Annotated in this window: 12 protein-coding genes; 8 read left to right on the top strand and 4 right to left on the bottom strand. The window is 53.5% G+C overall.

From position 1 onward, the window contains the following. The 3 genes from MRY86_RS16560 to MRY86_RS16550 form a co-directional block, all read right to left on the bottom strand. The coding region (locus MRY86_RS16560; RefSeq protein ID WP_293571657.1) for a hypothetical protein at positions 1-181 on the bottom strand (181 nt) is incomplete at its 3' end. 55 nt (positions 182-236) lie between these two features. Beyond that, complete coding sequence (locus MRY86_RS16555) at positions 237-2,087, bottom strand: hypothetical protein (protein WP_293568307.1); 1,851 nt, start codon at positions 2,085-2,087, stop codon at positions 237-239. Positions 2,088-2,141: 54 nt separating this feature from the next. Beyond that, positions 2,142-4,547, bottom strand: coding sequence for an amino acid permease (locus MRY86_RS16550; RefSeq protein WP_293568309.1), 2,406 nt, complete (start codon positions 4,545-4,547; stop codon positions 2,142-2,144). A gap of 114 nt (positions 4,548-4,661) precedes the next feature. On the opposite strand from MRY86_RS16550, the gene MRY86_RS16545 reads away from it, so the two are divergent. The 8 genes from MRY86_RS16545 to MRY86_RS16510 all read left to right on the top strand — a co-directional run bounded on the left by MRY86_RS16545 (position 4,662) and on the right by MRY86_RS16510 (position 15,977). Then, complete coding sequence (locus tag MRY86_RS16545) at positions 4,662-6,071, top strand: hypothetical protein (RefSeq protein WP_293568311.1); 1,410 nt, start codon at positions 4,662-4,664, stop codon at positions 6,069-6,071. 134 nt (positions 6,072-6,205) lie between these two features. Then, the gene (locus MRY86_RS16540) at positions 6,206-9,223 is read left to right on the top strand and encodes a fibronectin type III domain-containing protein (protein ID WP_293568313.1); all 3,018 of its coding nucleotides are present in this window, start codon (positions 6,206-6,208) and stop codon (positions 9,221-9,223) included. A gap of 220 nt (positions 9,224-9,443) precedes the next feature. After that, positions 9,444-9,581, top strand: coding sequence for a hypothetical protein (locus MRY86_RS16535; RefSeq protein WP_293568315.1), 138 nt, complete (start codon positions 9,444-9,446; stop codon positions 9,579-9,581). 76 nt (positions 9,582-9,657) lie between these two features. Beyond that, positions 9,658-10,197 (top strand): carboxypeptidase-like regulatory domain-containing protein, encoded by a 540-nt coding sequence (locus MRY86_RS16530; RefSeq protein WP_293568317.1) that lies wholly within the window; start codon positions 9,658-9,660, stop codon positions 10,195-10,197. A gap of 88 nt (positions 10,198-10,285) precedes the next feature. Then, a complete protein-coding gene (locus tag MRY86_RS16525; protein WP_293568319.1) occupies positions 10,286-10,927 on the top strand; it encodes a hypothetical protein in 642 nt (213 codons plus the stop codon). Positions 10,928-11,317: 390 nt separating this feature from the next. Further along, positions 11,318-13,087, top strand: coding sequence for an aspartate--tRNA ligase (gene aspS / locus MRY86_RS16520; RefSeq protein ID WP_293568321.1), 1,770 nt, complete (start codon positions 11,318-11,320; stop codon positions 13,085-13,087). 21 nt (positions 13,088-13,108) lie between these two features. Next, positions 13,109-14,638 (top strand): aldehyde dehydrogenase family protein, encoded by a 1,530-nt coding sequence (locus MRY86_RS16515; protein WP_293568323.1) that lies wholly within the window; start codon positions 13,109-13,111, stop codon positions 14,636-14,638. Between the two features lie 433 nt (positions 14,639-15,071). Further along, the gene (locus tag MRY86_RS16510) at positions 15,072-15,977 is read left to right on the top strand and encodes a hypothetical protein (RefSeq protein ID WP_293568325.1); all 906 of its coding nucleotides are present in this window, start codon (positions 15,072-15,074) and stop codon (positions 15,975-15,977) included. A gap of 565 nt (positions 15,978-16,542) precedes the next feature. Here MRY86_RS16510 and MRY86_RS16505 read toward each other — a convergent pair. Beyond that, positions 16,543-17,952: a hypothetical protein gene (locus MRY86_RS16505; protein WP_293568327.1), complete on the bottom strand. Its 1,410-nt coding sequence runs from the start codon at positions 17,950-17,952 to the stop codon at positions 16,543-16,545. Positions 17,953-17,955 lie beyond the last annotated feature (3 nt).

The following is a 17,955-nucleotide window of genomic DNA, read 5'->3' as shown; positions in this document are numbered from 1 at the left end:
GTGTGCTTTTCGTTTTGCCGTAGTCAGCACGCCGGGCGAAGGGAGAGCGCCCGGCGAGGAAGCCAAGCCAAGCCACTGCCGGGGCATTCACCCGGTGTGCTTTTCGTTTGACCATAGTCAGCACGCCGGGCGAAGGGAGAGCGCCCGGCGAGGAGGCCAAGCCAGGCCATTGCCAGGGCATTCACCCGGTGCGCTGTAGGTGTGCTAATGGTTTGTAGGCGGGGCAAGCGCCGCAATCACTCACAAATACTCCCGTTCTGGCCACAGAACATCCCATCCGGCAAACCACAGTTCACGAAAGTGGTATTAGAGGCCTCTACCGAACCCGCACTCAGGATTTCCACCTGTTTTATGTTTTCCAGTACACTCCCAGGCTCAAGCACCACCCGGCCGGCAACCTGTAGCGCCTCTATGCGGCCCTCCGGGCAGTCCGTATGCAGTTTGCCGCTTTCTAAAATGAGCTCTCCACCATTTTCTACCGTAATTGAAGCCCCGGCCGGCAGGCTTAACTGACACTGCACCGTCAGGCGGGCATCAGCAGAAATGACCAGGCCGGAACGCAACGCCTGCGGAGCCTCCCACACGATGTCCGCACCCTGGGGAATCACCATATCTTCTGCTGTCGGGCGGCAGGGCACCGGATCAATGGTAAACCCGCCATTCCCATCCGGGAAGCGCTCAAAGTCCGGTTCCAATGCTGCAAAAAAGTGGTGCATCTTTCCAATTTGGCACTCCGTGAGGGCACAGCGCTCCTGAAAATTGCACCCCAGGCGGTTGTAATCGGACTTCCAGGGGGTATCCGCGCAGCCATCGCCTCCGTCAGCATGCTTCTTGTGCGCCTGCAATGGGCTAAGGTGGTCTACCGAAAGGACATGAAAAATCTCCCCGAGCATCCCTTCCCCCAGGCCGGCTTCCGAACCGGGATAATCCACTTCGCAGGTTTGCTCGCCCGGCGTGATGCCATGCTGCCATATGTTGTACACCCCAAATAAAGCCTGGGCGGGATAGTCGGGTACCTGCCCTCGCTGACAACCCATAGAGGAAGTCAGTCCGCCCCCACAAGGCCAATAGCAGTCGTTCTCATCCGGTATACGGGGGTCACCGGGCGGCTCGGGCATCCATTTGCCACCGGTAATAAAAACATGGAAGGCATCCTGGGTCTCCGGAGCAATCAATGCATCATAATCCGGGTGTGAGGGGTCTGGCGATTTCAAATAGCGGTCATCCACCTGATACCAGTACTGATACCCCCCGGGCTTACAGCCAGAGAAGCCGATGCCCCAGCCTTTGTTGTCGGGGTGAAAAAAAACATCCTTTCCCGGTGTGCCGGTATTGAGCAGCCGTATGCGGGCATCTTTCATATGCGGAGACCCATCTGTAGGGTCATCACAAAGGTTACTGAGCACCCCGTTGGGGCCATCAGGATCATCAAACCAGGAGCGGATGATATCAATGTGTTCTGCTGTGAAGTTACCGGGGTCGTCAGGGTGGCGCACCCACTGCCCCAGGCTATCCGGGTGTTCTTTCTGGAAAATATGCACAATGGTTTGCATATAGCGCACCTGGGTAAGCTCAGGGTAATCCGGATCCGGAGCATAATTAACGGATTGGTCGCAGGAAGCCTCGGCTTCTTCCGGTGGCCAGCAGTTGGGATACGGGCCGCCTGTCGTACCCGGAGGGCCGGGGCAAACCGAACACTGCTCGCGGGTGCGCCCGGCACGGCGATTGCGGAAACGGCACTGATCAAGGGCTGTAAAGGACGCCGTGAGCGAAAGCCACGTCTCGCGCGGCGTAGCCTGTATGGGCACCTTTTTAAAAGTATAGGCCCCGCCATCCAAAGCCGACACCTCAACTTCTGCGACCTTCAACAAATACGCTCCTTCGACCCGGAGCAGGCCCTGCGCAGGATGTTCAGTAAAGGTGACTTCTATATCACCATAGAATAGGTCATCGGTCCAGTCGAGCGTCTCCTGATCCTCGCAAAATGCACGCTTGGTCAGCGTCACCTCCACGATAGGGCAATCAGAAGTATTGGGTTGAAGCCACAGCCAGAAGCCAACTAATGCAGATAGGGCAGGAAAAATCATAAGCTTTTAATTCTGAGTCATTAAACGCTTTATGCACACAGGAGATTGCACCCCTTACTTTATCCGGATTTGAGCGGCAGCATTGACAAAGAGCGTATTCCCAATCTCCTCGTACCCTTTAAACAACTCTGCACCCTGATGCTTCACCGGCCCGTCCCGGAAGCCAATGATGGTGAGATCGGCATCCTTAGATTTTTCGGAGATGATCGTCTTGGGATCGATGTCCGGCTTGCGCGGAATGACCTCGATGTTATGCTTGGAAATCGGCAGTTGCCCGGCTTCGATCAGGGTAGACAGGCGTTCGCGCTCTGCCTCGACGTTGTCTTCCGGATAGAGGGCAAATATTTTGATCTGCCCGCGGCTCCACTCCCGGTGCCCCAGGATGATGTAGCCCAAAAGGATCATCAGGTTGGCATTCTCATAGTCGTTGGAGGTGATCCAGATGTGGATGCCCTGCTTTAGCCCGTAGCCCCGTTCCGAACTTCCAAGAATGACCAAATCAAAATCCACCGATTTGATGAGCTTGAAGTTATCCACGATGTCCTCCAGGTTATCGGGTTTCACTTTGCTGAATTCCACGAGCAGCAGGTTGTTCTCGGTACCGGAAATGCCAGGCAGCTGAATGACCTGCGCCACTGCTGAGGTATACGACGGGCTCGTCAGGGTATCAATGTAAATATTGCTGTCGGTCGCCTCTGCCATTTTGATCAGGCGGGCCTTTGAGGCACTTGCTTCCTGGTAGGTGCTGCGCGAAAGGTAGCCATTGATTTTATGGATGTAAGTACCAAAACCATAGCGCTGCGCGATCCACCGGAGCATATCAAAGGCCGCAAGACGGTCGAAGGAGTGCTCAGAAATACAGACCGCCGAAGGGCGCCAGCTGCCGGTCTGCTCCTTGTCGGCTTTCTGCAAAAACACCTGCAACTGACGGCTGATCTGGAAAATCACCCCCTGGAAAATGATCGCAATATTTTTCTTGTCCGGATTGAAGCGGCTGACCAGCAGGTAAATACCTACCATAAACAGCAGCGCCATGATGGCATAACCCGCATTCATAAAAAACATCAGTCCAAAACAGGCAATGGCCCCAAACAGAGAAATGTACCAGCGGGACCGGAACGTAGGGCGGTAGGACGGGTCAGCAGCAAAATGCTGCAGGAAGGAAATCAGGCACAGGGAACCATAAGTCACCATAAAAAACATGGAGATGATTTCCGCCACGGCATCCAGCCCGCCCATCATGATGAAAACGAAGGCCACCACTACGGTCACTACAGTAGCATTAAAAGGTTCATCATTCTTCCCCCTCCCCCGTGACAGCCAGAAATTCACAAACTTGGAAGGGATGAGCTGATCTCGGGCAATGGCCTGCAAGGTACGCGGGGCCACCAGAATAGACCCGATAGCGGAGGAAATGGTAGCCGCAGCGAGACCTACAGGAATCAGCCACCAGCCCTGCCAGGCAATTTCGCCCATCACCAGCCGGCTTGTGTCTGCCAGCTGCTCCGGGCTGGCAGATACCGCCAGCTTGTAGGCAATAAAAACATAGACCACCATGCCCGTCAGCGTCCCCGCAAGCGTACCTAAAGGAATGGAACGCCCCGGATTCTGCAAGTCGCCGGAAAGCCCCACTCCTGCCGTCATACCGGTAAATGCCGGGAAGATAATGGCGAAAACAGAAAAGAAGCTCAAAGCGACAATAGGTGGTATATTCTCCTCTTGCGCGGGCGGCTCGGCCGGGGCCGCTCTCAGCTCTGGCAAATTGGGGTTGGCGGGTGCGGAGCTCACTGCCGTATCGAGCTGAAAGGGCAAAGTGGCAGAATCAATCGCCGGCTGCACCGGATTGACCTCTACCTCCTGATAAGACTGCACATTGGCAAACGGGTCGAGCGGTGTGGTTTTGCCATATTCAGTTTGCCCGGCAAAGAAAGCGATCAGCGCAATGCCCAGGGTGGCCACCACAAAGTACAACATCTTCACCCCCAAATCGGCACCTTTGGAAAGCACCACAATGGTCAGCAGAATCAGTGCCGGGATGCTGACGATCTGTTTCTTATCCAGCAGCCACTCCACCGCAGGCGAAAAGTGATAGGTTTCCTTAAGGTATTCAAACAAAGGGGTGAAAGCTTCTGCGAAAGCGATGATGTAGAACGCCACGCTAATGCCCTGAGAAAAGTATAAAGCGATACCGATAGACGAACCGATCACCAGGCCAAAAGAACGGGAGATGATGTAGTACTCTCCCCCACCCTCTACTTTTTGGTTGGTCGCAATCTCGGCAATCGCCATAGCCGTGGGTATAGTCACGGCGTGCCCGATGAGGATAATAGCGATCGTACCCAGCAGCCCCACCTGCCCCACTGCAAAACCAAAGCGCAAAAACATGACCGCACCGAGAATAGTGGAGATGGCCGTGAAGAATACAGGGGCAGTGCCGAATTTGCGGGCGTTGGTGCTCATTAGGTGTGTACTTTGAGGAGTAAGATACTTCTTGTCGGGTAGTTTGACAAGTTTGTTTCGTGCTGTAGACGCGGGTCCGGCCCATCGTCACACAAAAGGCATTATATTTGCCACATGCAGCAGCCTACCTTTTTTCAGTTTGAATCCGCTACGCCCCGCCGCCTGGGGTACCTCGGCATGTTCGGTCTTTTGGTACTCGCTGCCCTGTTTTACCGGGAGCGGGCATGGATGCTGGATATCGCCTTCCAAACCTTCCTGATGATCAATGACGGCACCGTACAGGTCATGGTCAACCGGTTTGGCTCAGCATTGGTGCAACTGCTGCCGCTGAGCGCTATCAAGCTGGGGGCTCCGGTGGAGGTGATCTCCCTGCTCTACTCCATTTCCTTTCCGCTGCTGTTTCTGGCCTTCTACACGGTAACGGTGCGGGTACTGCGCAACGACTTCCTGGGCTGGGCCATCGTACTACTCTACACCCTCATCGTGTACGATGCCTTTTACTGGGCAACTTCTGAGCAACAGCAGGGGCTGGGCGCGGTGCTGGTCTTTTTTGCCTACTGGCTGCGCTATCCCCGGCAGGAAAAGCCCTGGATGTGGGCATTGAGTGCATTTTCAGTGGTGGCGCTGGCTTACTATCACCCCCTGGTTTTCATTTCCTTTTATTTCTTGTGGGCGTACTTTGGACTGCACTTCCGTGCAAAAATCAACGGTTGGGCCTACTGGGCGCTGGCCGGGTTCATGACCATAGTGCAGGGCGCGAAATCCTGGCTTTCCGCCAACTGGTACGACAATGCCAAGTACAGCTCCTTTTCGGACAACCTGGCCGCCTACTTCCCGAACTACTTTGACTTGCCGGCACACAGCAAATTTATTTATAACGCCCTCACCATTTGGTACGGCTTCCCCGCTTTACTGCTGGTAGTTACCGGTTTTTACCTCTACCGCCGCCACTGGCTTAAGCTCGGGCTGATGTGGCTGACTTGCTTTGGCTACCTTATGTTACTGCACATTGGCTCGCCGGAGTCCGAACATCGCTTTTACGTAGAGGTTAACTATATGGCGTTAAGTATTTTTGTCGGAGTGCCTTTCCTTTTTGAGGTCGCCCCATTGCTCAAAGGGCGCAGGCTGGCTTATCTCCTTGGGGGCATCCTTGCCCTGCGCCTTGGCACCATCGCTATCCACCACCAACCCTTTGAAGCCCGCTGGCGATGGGTGGAACAAGCCGTAGCTGCACCCGAATCCGGCAACCGGTTCTATCGCACAGAAGCAGAAGCACCGATGGATACCCTCCTGATGTCCTGGGGTGTCCCTTACGAAAGTCTGCTGATTTCCAACGCCCGAACCGAGGGGCAGAACGTGCGCACGCTGCTCATCCACCCGGATATGAAAGCCTTTGAAGAACCCCTTGAGCAAGACACGGTTTTTATTACGCCTTTCAAAACGTATCCGGTGCAAGCCCTCAACCCCATTTACTTCCCACTTGGGCAGGGGCGCTATAAAAGCTTACCCGCTGACATACACTAAAACAATGTTTGGAACAGGCTGACAAATGGGGTAAAACTTAGGCCCAGCCCCTGTTTTTCGTGTAACATTTGAACAAATGTGTATTATTCGTAATAGTTATGTTCAGTAACTTCAATACACAAAAACGGATAAGCATGAAAAAAAGACTTCTACCGCTCTTTGCCTTGTTGTTTTTCACCCTTGGCGCACAAGCCCAACGCAATTGCGGCGCCACCGAATACATGGAGCTACAGCAGCAAACCTATCCCAAATTCGAAGAAAACAGACAGCAAATTGAAAAACATACCAGCCGGATGCTCGCACAGCCCGGGCTGAGGTCTGTCAATGGGACCATTACCATACCGGTAGTAGTGCATGTGGTGTACAACAACCAAAGCGAAAACATCAGTATGGCGCAGATTCAAAGCCAGATTGACGTACTGAACGAAGATTTCCGCCGACTCAACCCTGACGCTTCCAATACTCCCGGTGACTTCCAGCCGGTGGCTGCAGATTCAGAAATTGAATTCTGCCTGGCAACGGTAGACCCGCAGGGCAACCCTACAGATGGCGTAACCCGCACCCAAACCTCTAATACCTCATTTGGCACCAACAATACCGTCAAGTTTTCCAGCAGCGGTGGCAAAGATGCCTGGCCCGCTGATCAGTACATGAACGTCTGGGTATGCGACATTAGTGGCGGTATTTTGGGATACGCACAGTTTCCCGGTGGCCCGGCAAGCACTGATGGTATCGTTGTGGACTATCAGTACTTTGGAACAATTGGTACAGCTACTGCCCCCTTTGACCTGGGCCGTACTGCCACACATGAAGTCGGCCACTACCTCAACCTCCGCCACATCTGGGGCGATGGAAACTGTAATGTAGACGATCAGGTGGGAGATACGCCCCGGGCTGGCGGCCCCAATTACACCGGTGGTGCCTGTAATTACCCTGGCCCCAACAGCTGTAACGAAGGTGCCGGCGACCTGCCCGATATGTTTCAGAACTACATGGACTATTCAGATGATGGCTGCATGAACCTTTTCACGCTCGGCCAGAAAGCCCGGATGCGCGCCCTGTTTGAGCCGGGCGGCTTCCGTGCAAGCCTGCTCAGCTCGACCGTCTGTGGGCCAGTCACACCCCCTACCTGCGATGATGGCATTCAGAACGGGGACGAAGAGGGCGTGGACTGCGGAGGCTCCTTCTGCGATGCCTGCCCCTGCAATACCGCTGACCTAACGCTGTCCATCACGCTTGACAATTATCCGGAAGAGACTTCCTGGTCCATCACCAATGCTTCCAATTCCATCGTCGCGTCCGGAGGCACCTACGGCAACCTGCCCGATGGCTCCACGGTGACCGAAAATATCAACCTGAGTGGAGGCAACTATACCTTCACCATCAACGATACCTATGGCGATGGCATTTGCTGTCAGTATGGCAGCGGCTCCTACGCCCTGACCGATAGCGATGGCGCCGTGATTGCCTCCGGCGGTGGATTTGGCAGCTCAGAAAGTACTGACTTCTGTACCGATCCACCGACAGCAACCTGCGATGATGGCATCCAAAATGGTACGGAGACCGGTATAGACTGTGGCGGCCCCGACTGCCCTGCCTGTCCGACCTGCAATGATGGCATTCAGAATGGTGCAGAAACCGGCATCGATTGCGGTGGGCCGGATTGCGCCCCCTGCATACAGAGCTGTGGCGACCCCGTCAACCTTGCTGTTTCGAATATTACGGCTACGAGCGCTACGCTTTCCTGGGCTCCACAGCCCAATGCCAACCTCTACCGTATCCGTTACCTGCCCGATGGCGGCAATTTGATGGTCCTCACTTCGACCTCAAACAGCCTAACGCTCACCGGGCTTACAGCGGGCACCAATCATCAATGGCAAGTGCGCACCGAATGCAGCAACGGCAATTCCACCTACATCACCGGCACACCATTCACGACACAGGCCGGTGCCTGCCCGGATAGCGACAACGACGGCATATGCGATGCCAATGACCAATGCCCGGGCTTCGATGACAACCTTATCGGTACAGCCTGTGATGATGGGGACGACTGTACTGAAAATGATACTTACGGCAACGATTGCAACTGCGCAGGCACGCTCATTGATGCGAACAATAACGACATTTGCGATTTAGATGAGGCCGGCTGTACCTCCCCTGTCAATCTGCAAGCCAGTAACCTTACTAGCAGCAGTGTACTCCTGAGTTGGGATGTTGTACTTGCGGCTGAAACTTACGAGCTGCAATATCTGGAACAGGGTGCCCCATTTGGCAACCTGGTTAGCCTGAATGTTAGCAGCAGCAGCTCAATGGTTACCGGGCTAGAAGCAAGCACCACCTACCTATGGCGGGTCCGGGCACTTTGCAGCGGGGACGATTCTCCATGGTCTTCCGTGGAGACGTTCACAACCTTATCCGGGGCATGTCCGGATGACGATAATGATGGCATTTGCAATGCAGAAGATCAATGCCCCGGCTTTGATGACAACCTCATCGGCACCGCCTGTGATGATGGGGATGACTGTACTGAAAATGACACCTACGGCAACGATTGCAACTGCACAGGTACGCTGATTGACAACAATAATAACAACATCTGCGATCTGGAGGAGGGCTGTAATGATCCGGTCAACCTTAATGCAATAGCCTTTTCGAATACCTCTGCTCAGTTCTCCTGGGATGCTGTACCGGCTGCGAGTGCCTACCGTTTACAGTACCGGCCGATTGGCGGCAACCCGGTTTCTTTGGATATCCCGGATAATATGTATGTGGCGAACGGGCTGCCCCCCGCTTCTACCGTACAATGGCGGGTCCGGGCGCTTTGCGACAATGAGAATTCAGGTTTCGTAGTAGGCCCGGCGGTGACCTTAAGCGACCCCACACGCACCTATGCCACAGAGACCGGCTTCGAACTCTTCCCTAACCCGACTTCCGGCACCTTCACGCTGTTGGTAAAGGAATGGGAAGACCGCAACGGTCGAATCCTCATCCGTAGTGCGGTAGGGCAGGTCCTTTATCAGACGTTTACGGCTGATTCGCAGCTCAAAATCGACTTGAGGACGCTGAATATCCCGGCGGGCGTGCTATTCATTACGGTTGAACAGGACGGACAAGCACCGGTAACGAAGCGGCTGCTGTACAACGGACAGTAACCATTGCAGGCAGGGTTTCAAAGTCCTCCATCTGCAAAAGGCAGGTGGGGGACTTTTTTCATTGACCGAGATGCTCACTAAAAAGCCACCTTCTAAGCAACTTCGGGAGTTAAGCTTTGAAGCGCTCCTTAATCCGGTCCGCCATCAGGCTACCCTGATCTAATCGAACCCCATACTGGAAGCAGAGGTGGTGGCCTACAGCCTGCTCGGGCAAGAATTGATGCGACAAAGCCTACGCGGCCTACAGATGCTGCAACTTGAGGTGGGCAGCGGAACCATCAGGCATGCCGCTGTAGTAATAGCCGTCTTTGAGCCCGGGCAGCCGCCCAAAACACAAAAGCTGCTTTTGGTGGAATGATGCACGCCACGGTGGAACTTGCTCCGGAACTAAACCACGGTCAGTTCCGTTTTTATAGCGTAAAGCAAACTAATCAATGAGCAAGCTCCGCCACTTTTTCCAACGTCTGGGCTGGCTGGATCCGGACCCACCGGAGGAGGCCACTCCCCCTAAGTCCTTTTGGGAGGAGCTTAAGGCTGAATTGCGCAAGCGGCTCGTAGGGTATTCCGCAACACTTATTTTCGGAGCGATCGGGCTTATCTTTTTCCTGATGGGCGGGTACATCGTTTATGATTGGATTCAGGATACTAAAGACCGCAGGCGTAACTTCCATGAGGTTTGTATTGACGGCAAAGTCACTGATGCTTTTACAGATGCCGGCATCGAAGGAGCAGCCGTCTACATTGAAGGCAACCCGGAGTGGACCGATAGCTCCAATACCAGTGGCTACTTCCGGATTTGCATCACCATCCCCAAAGCGCAGCGTGACGTTAACCTGACTATAGAAAAAGAAGGCTACCTCAGGCAGTACTTCAACAAAGTTTCGGTTCCAGACAGCGACATTACCCGCGAAAATGTGCAGCCTTTCTACATCAAAGATGTTAAAAACGCACAATCAGAGCCGTTCCTGAACTAATTCTGCGTTAGCTTATTGACATTGCTGCTGGTTTCCAGTATATTAGGGTGCAACACCTAAAAACCTCTATGCTAAACTGAACATCCCAATGGCTTCAAAACACTCCCTGCTCATCGTTACGGTCCTGCTTGTTGCTTGCTGGATTATCTTTTCCGCACTCAATCCCGGAGAGACCTCCTATGTTATCAAAGGGAACTTCGAGGGTATCTACGGCAACCCTGCCGGTGCTCAGGTTTTCATCACCCAGGAGCGCGAACTCGTCTCCGAATTCAAAGACGAACGCAAATATCATTCCTGCACGTTAGGGAAAAATGGCAAGCTGAATACCGAATTCAGCGGAGTGCCCAACCGGGAAACTTTTATCTACGTATTTAAGGACGGTTTTGTGCCTGCCCGCTACTCCATTATGCTAGGTGATCCGACTCAAAAGCAGGAAGTTGGGGAAGTAGCCCTTGTAAGCTATCCTCAGGATACAAACGAAGAGGTTGCTGAGGGTCATATCCCGTGCAGCGGACAAATAGCCGACAACTCCAGGCTCACCCAGGTACAATACCTGGAAAACTTTCGCCCGGTCAAGGACTTCCACTGCTCCGATAAAAGCCATACCATCGTATTCAAGGGCCGCCTTATCCAATCTGGGCAACTCGTGCATCAGCAAGACTTTTCCATTATTTACCCGCCTCATCAGCAGATGGGCGTCCTGCGGACAGGAACAGGCCGGGGAAAGTAAAATACCCCCCGGACTAATCAATCAGGTGGTTCAAATAAACCCTCAGCTCGTAGAGCATAGTATTCGATTGCTGTAAACCGCAAAGCCAGCTGGTTTCACTTCCTTTTCCGAGTTTTTTCTCAATGCTCTTGCTATTCCACTGGTCCAAAGCCCCTAATAAGCATTACGCCTCATTTCCAACGCTCTTCAACGATTTTCATCTGAAGAGCGCTCTCCCCCCCTATGCAAGACCTGTAGTGCAGGGAAACTCCGCCTCTACAAAAACCCCAGAATACTCCAATTTCCAATAGGACAGCCCCCGCAAATTCCCTACTTTTGTGGCTTCTTAGCGACGGAGAAAAAAATTCCGTCAAACTGCTTAAGCATCCCTGAACTCAAAACAAACAACGCATGTACCGTACTCATACCTGCGGAGAGCTCCGCATATCGCATGTTGGCCAGGAAGTGACCCTTAGCGGGTGGGCGCAAACCGTGCGCGACAAAGGCTATATGGTTTTCATTGACCTGCGCGACCGTTATGGCGTGACGCAGCTGCTGTTCAATGAGGACCTCTCTTCTCCTGAATTGCTGGCAAAAGCCCGGGAAGTGGGCCGCGAATTCGTGCTGCAAGCCAAGGGCAAAGTAGCGGAGCGGACTTCCAAAAATGATAAAATCCCAACGGGTGAAGTGGAAATTGAAGTCACCGAACTGACCATCTTGAATGCGTCAAAGGTGCCTCCCTTTACCATTGAGGCTGAAAGCGATGGGGGCGATGATCTGCGTATGAAGTACCGCTACCTCGACCTGCGCCGCGGACCGGTACAGGAAAACATTATGTTCCGCAGCCGCCTGGCCATTGAGACCCGCAAGCACCTGTCGGATGAGGGCTTCCTGGAAATTGAGACACCATTCCTCATCAAGAGTACGCCGGAGGGGGCACGCGACTTTGTGGTGCCTTCCCGTATGAACCCCGGGCAGTTCTATGCGCTGCCGCAGAGCCCGCAGACCTTTAAGCAAATCCTGATGGTCTCCGGTTTTGACAAGTACTTCCAGATTGTGAAGTGTTTCAGGGATGAGGACCTGCGTGCCGACCGGCAGCCGGAGTTTACGCAGATTGACTGCGAAATGGCTTTCGTAACCCAAGAACAGGTGCTCAACACCTTCGAAGGGCTGACCCGCCACCTTTTCAAAACCCTGAAGGGCATCGAACTGCCTGAATTCCCACGCATGTCTTACGACGAGGCGATGACCCGCTTTGGCTCGGACAAGCCGGACCTGCGCTTCGGCATGGAATTCACCGAACTGAATGATGTAGCGCAAAACAAAGGCTTCAAGGTTTTTGACAGCGTTGAGCTGATCGTGGGCATCGTGGCTGAAGGCTGCGCCGAATACTCCCGTAAGCAGGTGGACGAGCTTACAAAGTGGATGCAACGCCCGCAAATCGGCGCCAAAGGGCTGGTTTACGTCAAGTACAATGAAGATGGTACTTTCAAGTCTTCTGTAGATAAATTTTTCTCCGCCGAAGACCTCAAAGCCTGGGCGGACAAAATGGGAGCCAAGCCTGGCGATCTGATGCTCGTCCTGGCCGGCGAAACCGATAAAACCCGCAAGCAGCTCAACGAACTCCGCCTGGAAATGGGCCGCCGCCTCGGCCTGATGAAGGAGGGCGACTTCAAACCGCTTTGGGTAGTCGACTTCCCCCTCCTCGAATGGGATGAAGAAACCGAGCGCTTCTACGCCATGCACCACCCCTTCACTTCTCCGAAGAAGGAGGATGTGGCCCGCATGTTGGATGGAGACCATGAGACCATGAAAGCACTGCGCGCCGATGCGTACGATCTGGTGATCAACGGGTCTGAGATCGGTGGAGGCTCCATTCGTATCCACGACCGTAAACTGCAGGAGCGCAACTTTAAACTTCTCGGCTTCACAGACGAAGAGGCAGAAGCGCAGTTTGGCTTCCTTATGGGCGCCTTCGAATACGGTGCGCCGCCCCACGGTGGCATTGCCTTCGGTTTTGACCGCCTGTGCGCCGTGATGAACGGGCAGAGCTCTATCCGGGACTTCATCGCTTTCCCCAAAAACAACATGGGCCGCGATATGATGATCGATGCCCCCGCTCCGGTGCATACAGAGCAGCTTGATGAGTTGTACCTGGCGCAAAAGCAGATTGAAGAATAAGATAAAAACCAAATTATAACTATGGATACCAAATTCCTCCAAGAACTTGGACTGCATACTGAAAACGCCGGTACCAGCACCGGTCAAAAATCGATGGACTCCGGTCAGTACATCGAGTCCTTTTCTCCCGTGGATGGCAAGCTCATCGGCAAGGTGAGCCAAACCACCCGCGAGGAGTACGAGCAAGTGATAGCTACGGCTCAGGAAGCCTTCAAAACCTGGCGTATGATGCCTGCTCCCGCCCGGGGCGAGGTGGTGCGGCAGTATGGGCTGAAGCTGCGCGAACATAAAGATGCACTCGGCCGCCTTGTTTCCTACGAAATGGGCAAAAGCCTGCAGGAAGGCTGGGGCGAAGTACAGGAGATGATCGACATCTGTGACTTTGCCGTAGGGCAGTCCCGTCAGCTGTATGGCCTGACGATGCACTCTGAGCGCCCGAGCCACCGCATGTACGAGCAGTACCACCCGCTGGGTATTGTGGGCATTATTTCGGCCTTCAACTTCCCGGTAGCGGTATGGTCCTGGAATTCCATGATCGCACTCATCTGTGGTGATGTGACGGTTTGGAAAGCGTCTGAGAAGTCTCCCCTATGCTCCGTAGCCTGCCAAAACCTGCTGCGCGATGTGCTGAAGGAGAATAATGTGCCCGAGGGCGTAAGCTGCATCATCAATGGTAACTACAAGGTGGGCGAGTTTATGACCAAAGACCACCGTGTACCCCTCGTTTCGGCGACCGGCAGCACCCGTATGGGTAAAATTGTGGCGGCAGAAGTGGGTGGCCGTCTGGGCAAAACCATCCTGGAGTTGGGTGGCAATAACGCCATCATCGTTACGCCAAGCGCTGACACGAACGTCGTACTCACCGGTGCCCTCTTCGGTGCAGTGGGTACAGCCGGGCAGCGTTGTACCTCCACCCGCCGCCTGATTGTACACGAGAGCCTCTTTGACGAGGTGAAGGAGAAAATGACCAAAGCCTACGGCCAATTGCGCATCGGCAACCCACTGGATGAAAACAACCACGTGGGCCCGCTGATTGATAAGGATGCCGTACAAAACTACCTGAACGCTATCGAAGCGGTTCAGAAAGAAGGCGGTAAACTCCTTGTGGAAGGCGGTGTACTTGAAGGGGCCGGGTATGAAAGCGGCTGCTACGTGAAGCCTTGCATTGTGGAAGCGGAGCACGACTACAAAACGGTACATACCGAGACCTTCGCCCCTATCCTCTACCTCATCAGGTACAAAGACATGGATGAGGCGATTGCTTACCACAATGAGGTGCCACAGGGCCTGTCATCGGCCATTATGACCAACAACCTGCGGGAAGCAGAGCGTTTCCTTTCCCATGCCGGTTCCGACTGTGGTATTGCCAACGTCAATATCGGTACAAGCGGTGCGGAAATCGGTGGCGCTTTCGGTGGAGAAAAGGAAACCGGCGGTGGCCGCGAGAGTGGCTCCGATGCCTGGAAAGCCTACATGCGCCGTCAGACCAATACCATCAACTACAGCACGGAAGTGCCGTTAGCGCAGGGTATTAAGTTTGACCTGGACTAATAACGGAACGCCCGGCCCTTTTTAAAAGAGGCGGGCAAGCCAGATATGCAATTACGCCCGGTGGAGGTAGCTCTGCCGGGCGTTTTTTTTTAGCATTGAGCCGTGCAACTCTACTTGGCTGTACCGCGCAGACAGGCACCGCGAAATTGGCAGGCATGGGATAGATTTCGAGGTTGATTCCTTCGAGGTCAATTTCATCATTCCCGATGTGCCTTTAGGCACAAAATGTCGGTAAAAAACGCCCGAGGATCAGACCTCGTGCCGTAGGTACGAAATGTAAAATCAGGAACGCAAACACATTCCCTACATTTGGTGCTCAGCGAGACAGAAAAAAATCAAAAAAAATTATTGCCGGCATGAGTACAGGAGGAGGAGGTCTTGCCTTATTGGGGTGTAAGACATCGAAAACAATACATCACCAAACATCAAACTTATGACATCCCGAATATTGAAAATCACCGCACTGCTCTTTTTCGCTGCGACGCTTTTTGTAGCCTGCGATAAAGAAGCTACGACCGACAGCTTCGGCGAGATCGAAACCCAGGAAGCTTTTATGCAAATGGAAGAAGCCGGCCATCTGGGCTGCAACGGCTGTTTCCAGCTGGTCTTCCCAGTCACCCTTGTTTTTGAAGATGGCACCACCGCTGCTGTCGATAGCCGCATCGCCATCCGTCAGGCGATCCGGGCATGGATTCAGGATAATGGGCGCCCGACTCAGCGCCCGCAGTTTGCGTACCCTTTTGATGTAACACTGAGAGACGGTACGGTGCAGACCATTGCCTCCGATGAGGACCTGCGCGAACTGGTTCAGGGCTGTCGCCCAAATGGCCCGCACGACCGCACCCCTTGCTACGATTTGGTCTTCCCCGTTACGCTGGTATACCCGGATGGTACGGAGGCAGAAGCCGCCGGTCCGCTGGCACTCCGGCAATTGCTGCGCCAATGGAAGCAAGACAATCCGGACAGCGACGAGCGCCCTACCCTTGGCTTCCCGATAGAGGTGACCCTGTCTGCCAATGACTCCCTCGTCACGGTAAACAGTCAGGAAGAACTGATGGCCCTGCGAGAGGACTGTGCGCCTGGCAACTTCGGCCCTTGCTTCACCATCAACTACCCGGTAACGATTGCGCTGCCGGACGGCACAACGGCTGAAGCGGATAGCCCTCAGGCGGCTCGCCAGATTTTCCAGGACTGGCGCGAGAACAACCCTGGCCCGCCAACCGCAGGTGAACGCCCAGGCTTCGTCTTCCCAATCGAAGTGACCCTGACCGAAGACGACTCAGTAGTGAGTGTTGAAAGCCCGGAGGAACTCCGCGCACTTTGGAATGACTGCCACTAGCGCTGTGTAGCGTGCGACGCTACCTGCCTGCGCCGGGTAGAAAGGTTCTACGAAGTTTTCTTCAGGTGCACGATCGCTCTTCTGTCCTACTGAAGGTATTTGAAAAAAGTTTGACTATTCTGGAAAGCCGGGTGCCTAGAGGGTGCCCGGCTTTTTTCATAGCGGTGGCAGCGATACGATTCGAAAGTGGGAACCATATCGCTGTATGAACAGTGGCAAAGTACTATACTTCCCTATCCCCTTACAATGCTAACTGATCCCCACCTTGGAAAAATTGCAACCGGGGTTATCAGGATACAGACCTCTAGAAATAAAATGACCCGGCACACTTATTAGCGAACCAGGCCATATTTTTACTTTTCATCCTTAATTCACCCTTGCTGCTTCGACTTTGAGTGCTGGTGCTTAAAGGTATATGTTGTTGAAGTAGCACTTCCCAAAGCGAAGTATAACGTGCGACTTCTACGAAGTCGACCTGTCATAGCATTATCAGGGATACAAAAATGCGACTTCTACGAAGTCTTTGATTGTACGCAGTGAGGGGTGCCCCCTTCCGACACTTGATCTAATCCTTAAAGCGCACGGTTACCGTTTCGCCGATACCGCAGCCCACAGATACCTGCTGCCCTTCGGAAACGTTACGCATGAAGCCTTCCTGCTTTTCTGGCATGGCACCGTAGTACTGGCTTAGGCGCTTGTCGGCATCATCAGCTACTTCACCATCTACTGACTTAGCATAGCGGTACTTTTCCATAGCCGCCAAGATGGCCAGACGAGAGGTCCAGTCGTCGCAATTACGGCCCAATTTGGCGTAGCAGTCACCAATCAGGAGGTAAGGCCGGCCCCAGCCATCGGTCAGGCTTGCTGCTTTGCGGGCAGCAGAAAGTGCACCACCGGCATTATTCTTGCGATACAGCTTGATAGACGCGATACTGTAGTAAATCTGGGCTCTGCCCTCGTCGTCCATTTCCTGGTCAGAGTTGAGGCACTCCTCGTAACGAGCAAGGGCTTCGTCGTACTTCCCTTCTTTCTGAAGCTGTGTGGCATCGTAGCAAGCATTGCGCTCCCGTCGTGCCGTCTCCAGCGAGTCATTAACCGCCTTTGCCAGCTGCTCGTAGTTGGACTTCATTTCCTGCATGAAGGTTTCAGTGGAATCACAGCCTTGCTGACGCAGCTTTACGTATACGTACTTCACGACTTCCAGATCGGTAGGATTCTCCTCATACTGTGGCATGAGCTTTTTCTTGAAGTAGCCACAGTCAAACACCTGGTCCTCCACTTCCTTGAAAGCGTTGTCCATACGTGCTTTAGAAGCTTCGTAGTATTCCCCGTAGGTATCGTTGTTTTCCTGGTTGTATTCGGCAATCGCTTCCAGCTTGCTGTACATTTCCTGAGCTTCAGGTTGCTCAATCTTGCCCGACTTGAAAAAATAGGCCAGGATTTGACCCATAGGTTCAAGAAGGATATACTCAGCGTCATTGCCGCCTTTTTCAACAGCCGCTTTCATGACATCATAAGTAGACTGACGGAAGCCATACTCTGGCATGTAGAACATATCGAAGCCTTTACGGCCCAGCAGGAACGCTTCGTTTTCGTAACATTCAATTTGCTGATCGTATAGAGTCAGGATCCGCTCGGCGATCGCCTTTTTTTCTTCCGCATCTGTAGTCTTTTTATATTTGGCTTTGAGCAGGTCAATTCCATCGGAGAAGTGAGAGGGGCGCTGACCATCCGCTGCGGGTGCCAGTTTGTACGCCTTTTCCCAGTTTTCATAAGCAATCTTGAACTCTTCTTCAGGCAGTGCCTCAAGATCAGCTACGGTTTTGCCCTTAACGACTCCACGGTAAAGTACATGAGCATTCGTTGCTTCTTCCTCAAAGGGTTTACCATTCCAGGTCTCGCACTGCGCCCCTGCAGCGGTTGCAAAAAGCACAGAAAGCGAAAGGGCGATCAGTGAAATACGTAACTCTTTCATAGT

The sequence above is a fragment of the Phaeodactylibacter sp. genome (assembly GCF_022763345.1).
GTDB lineage: Bacteria > Bacteroidota > Bacteroidia > Chitinophagales > Saprospiraceae > Phaeodactylibacter.
Note: the sequence above shows the minus strand (reverse complement) of the source record. Positions and strands in the feature narration are given on the sequence as shown.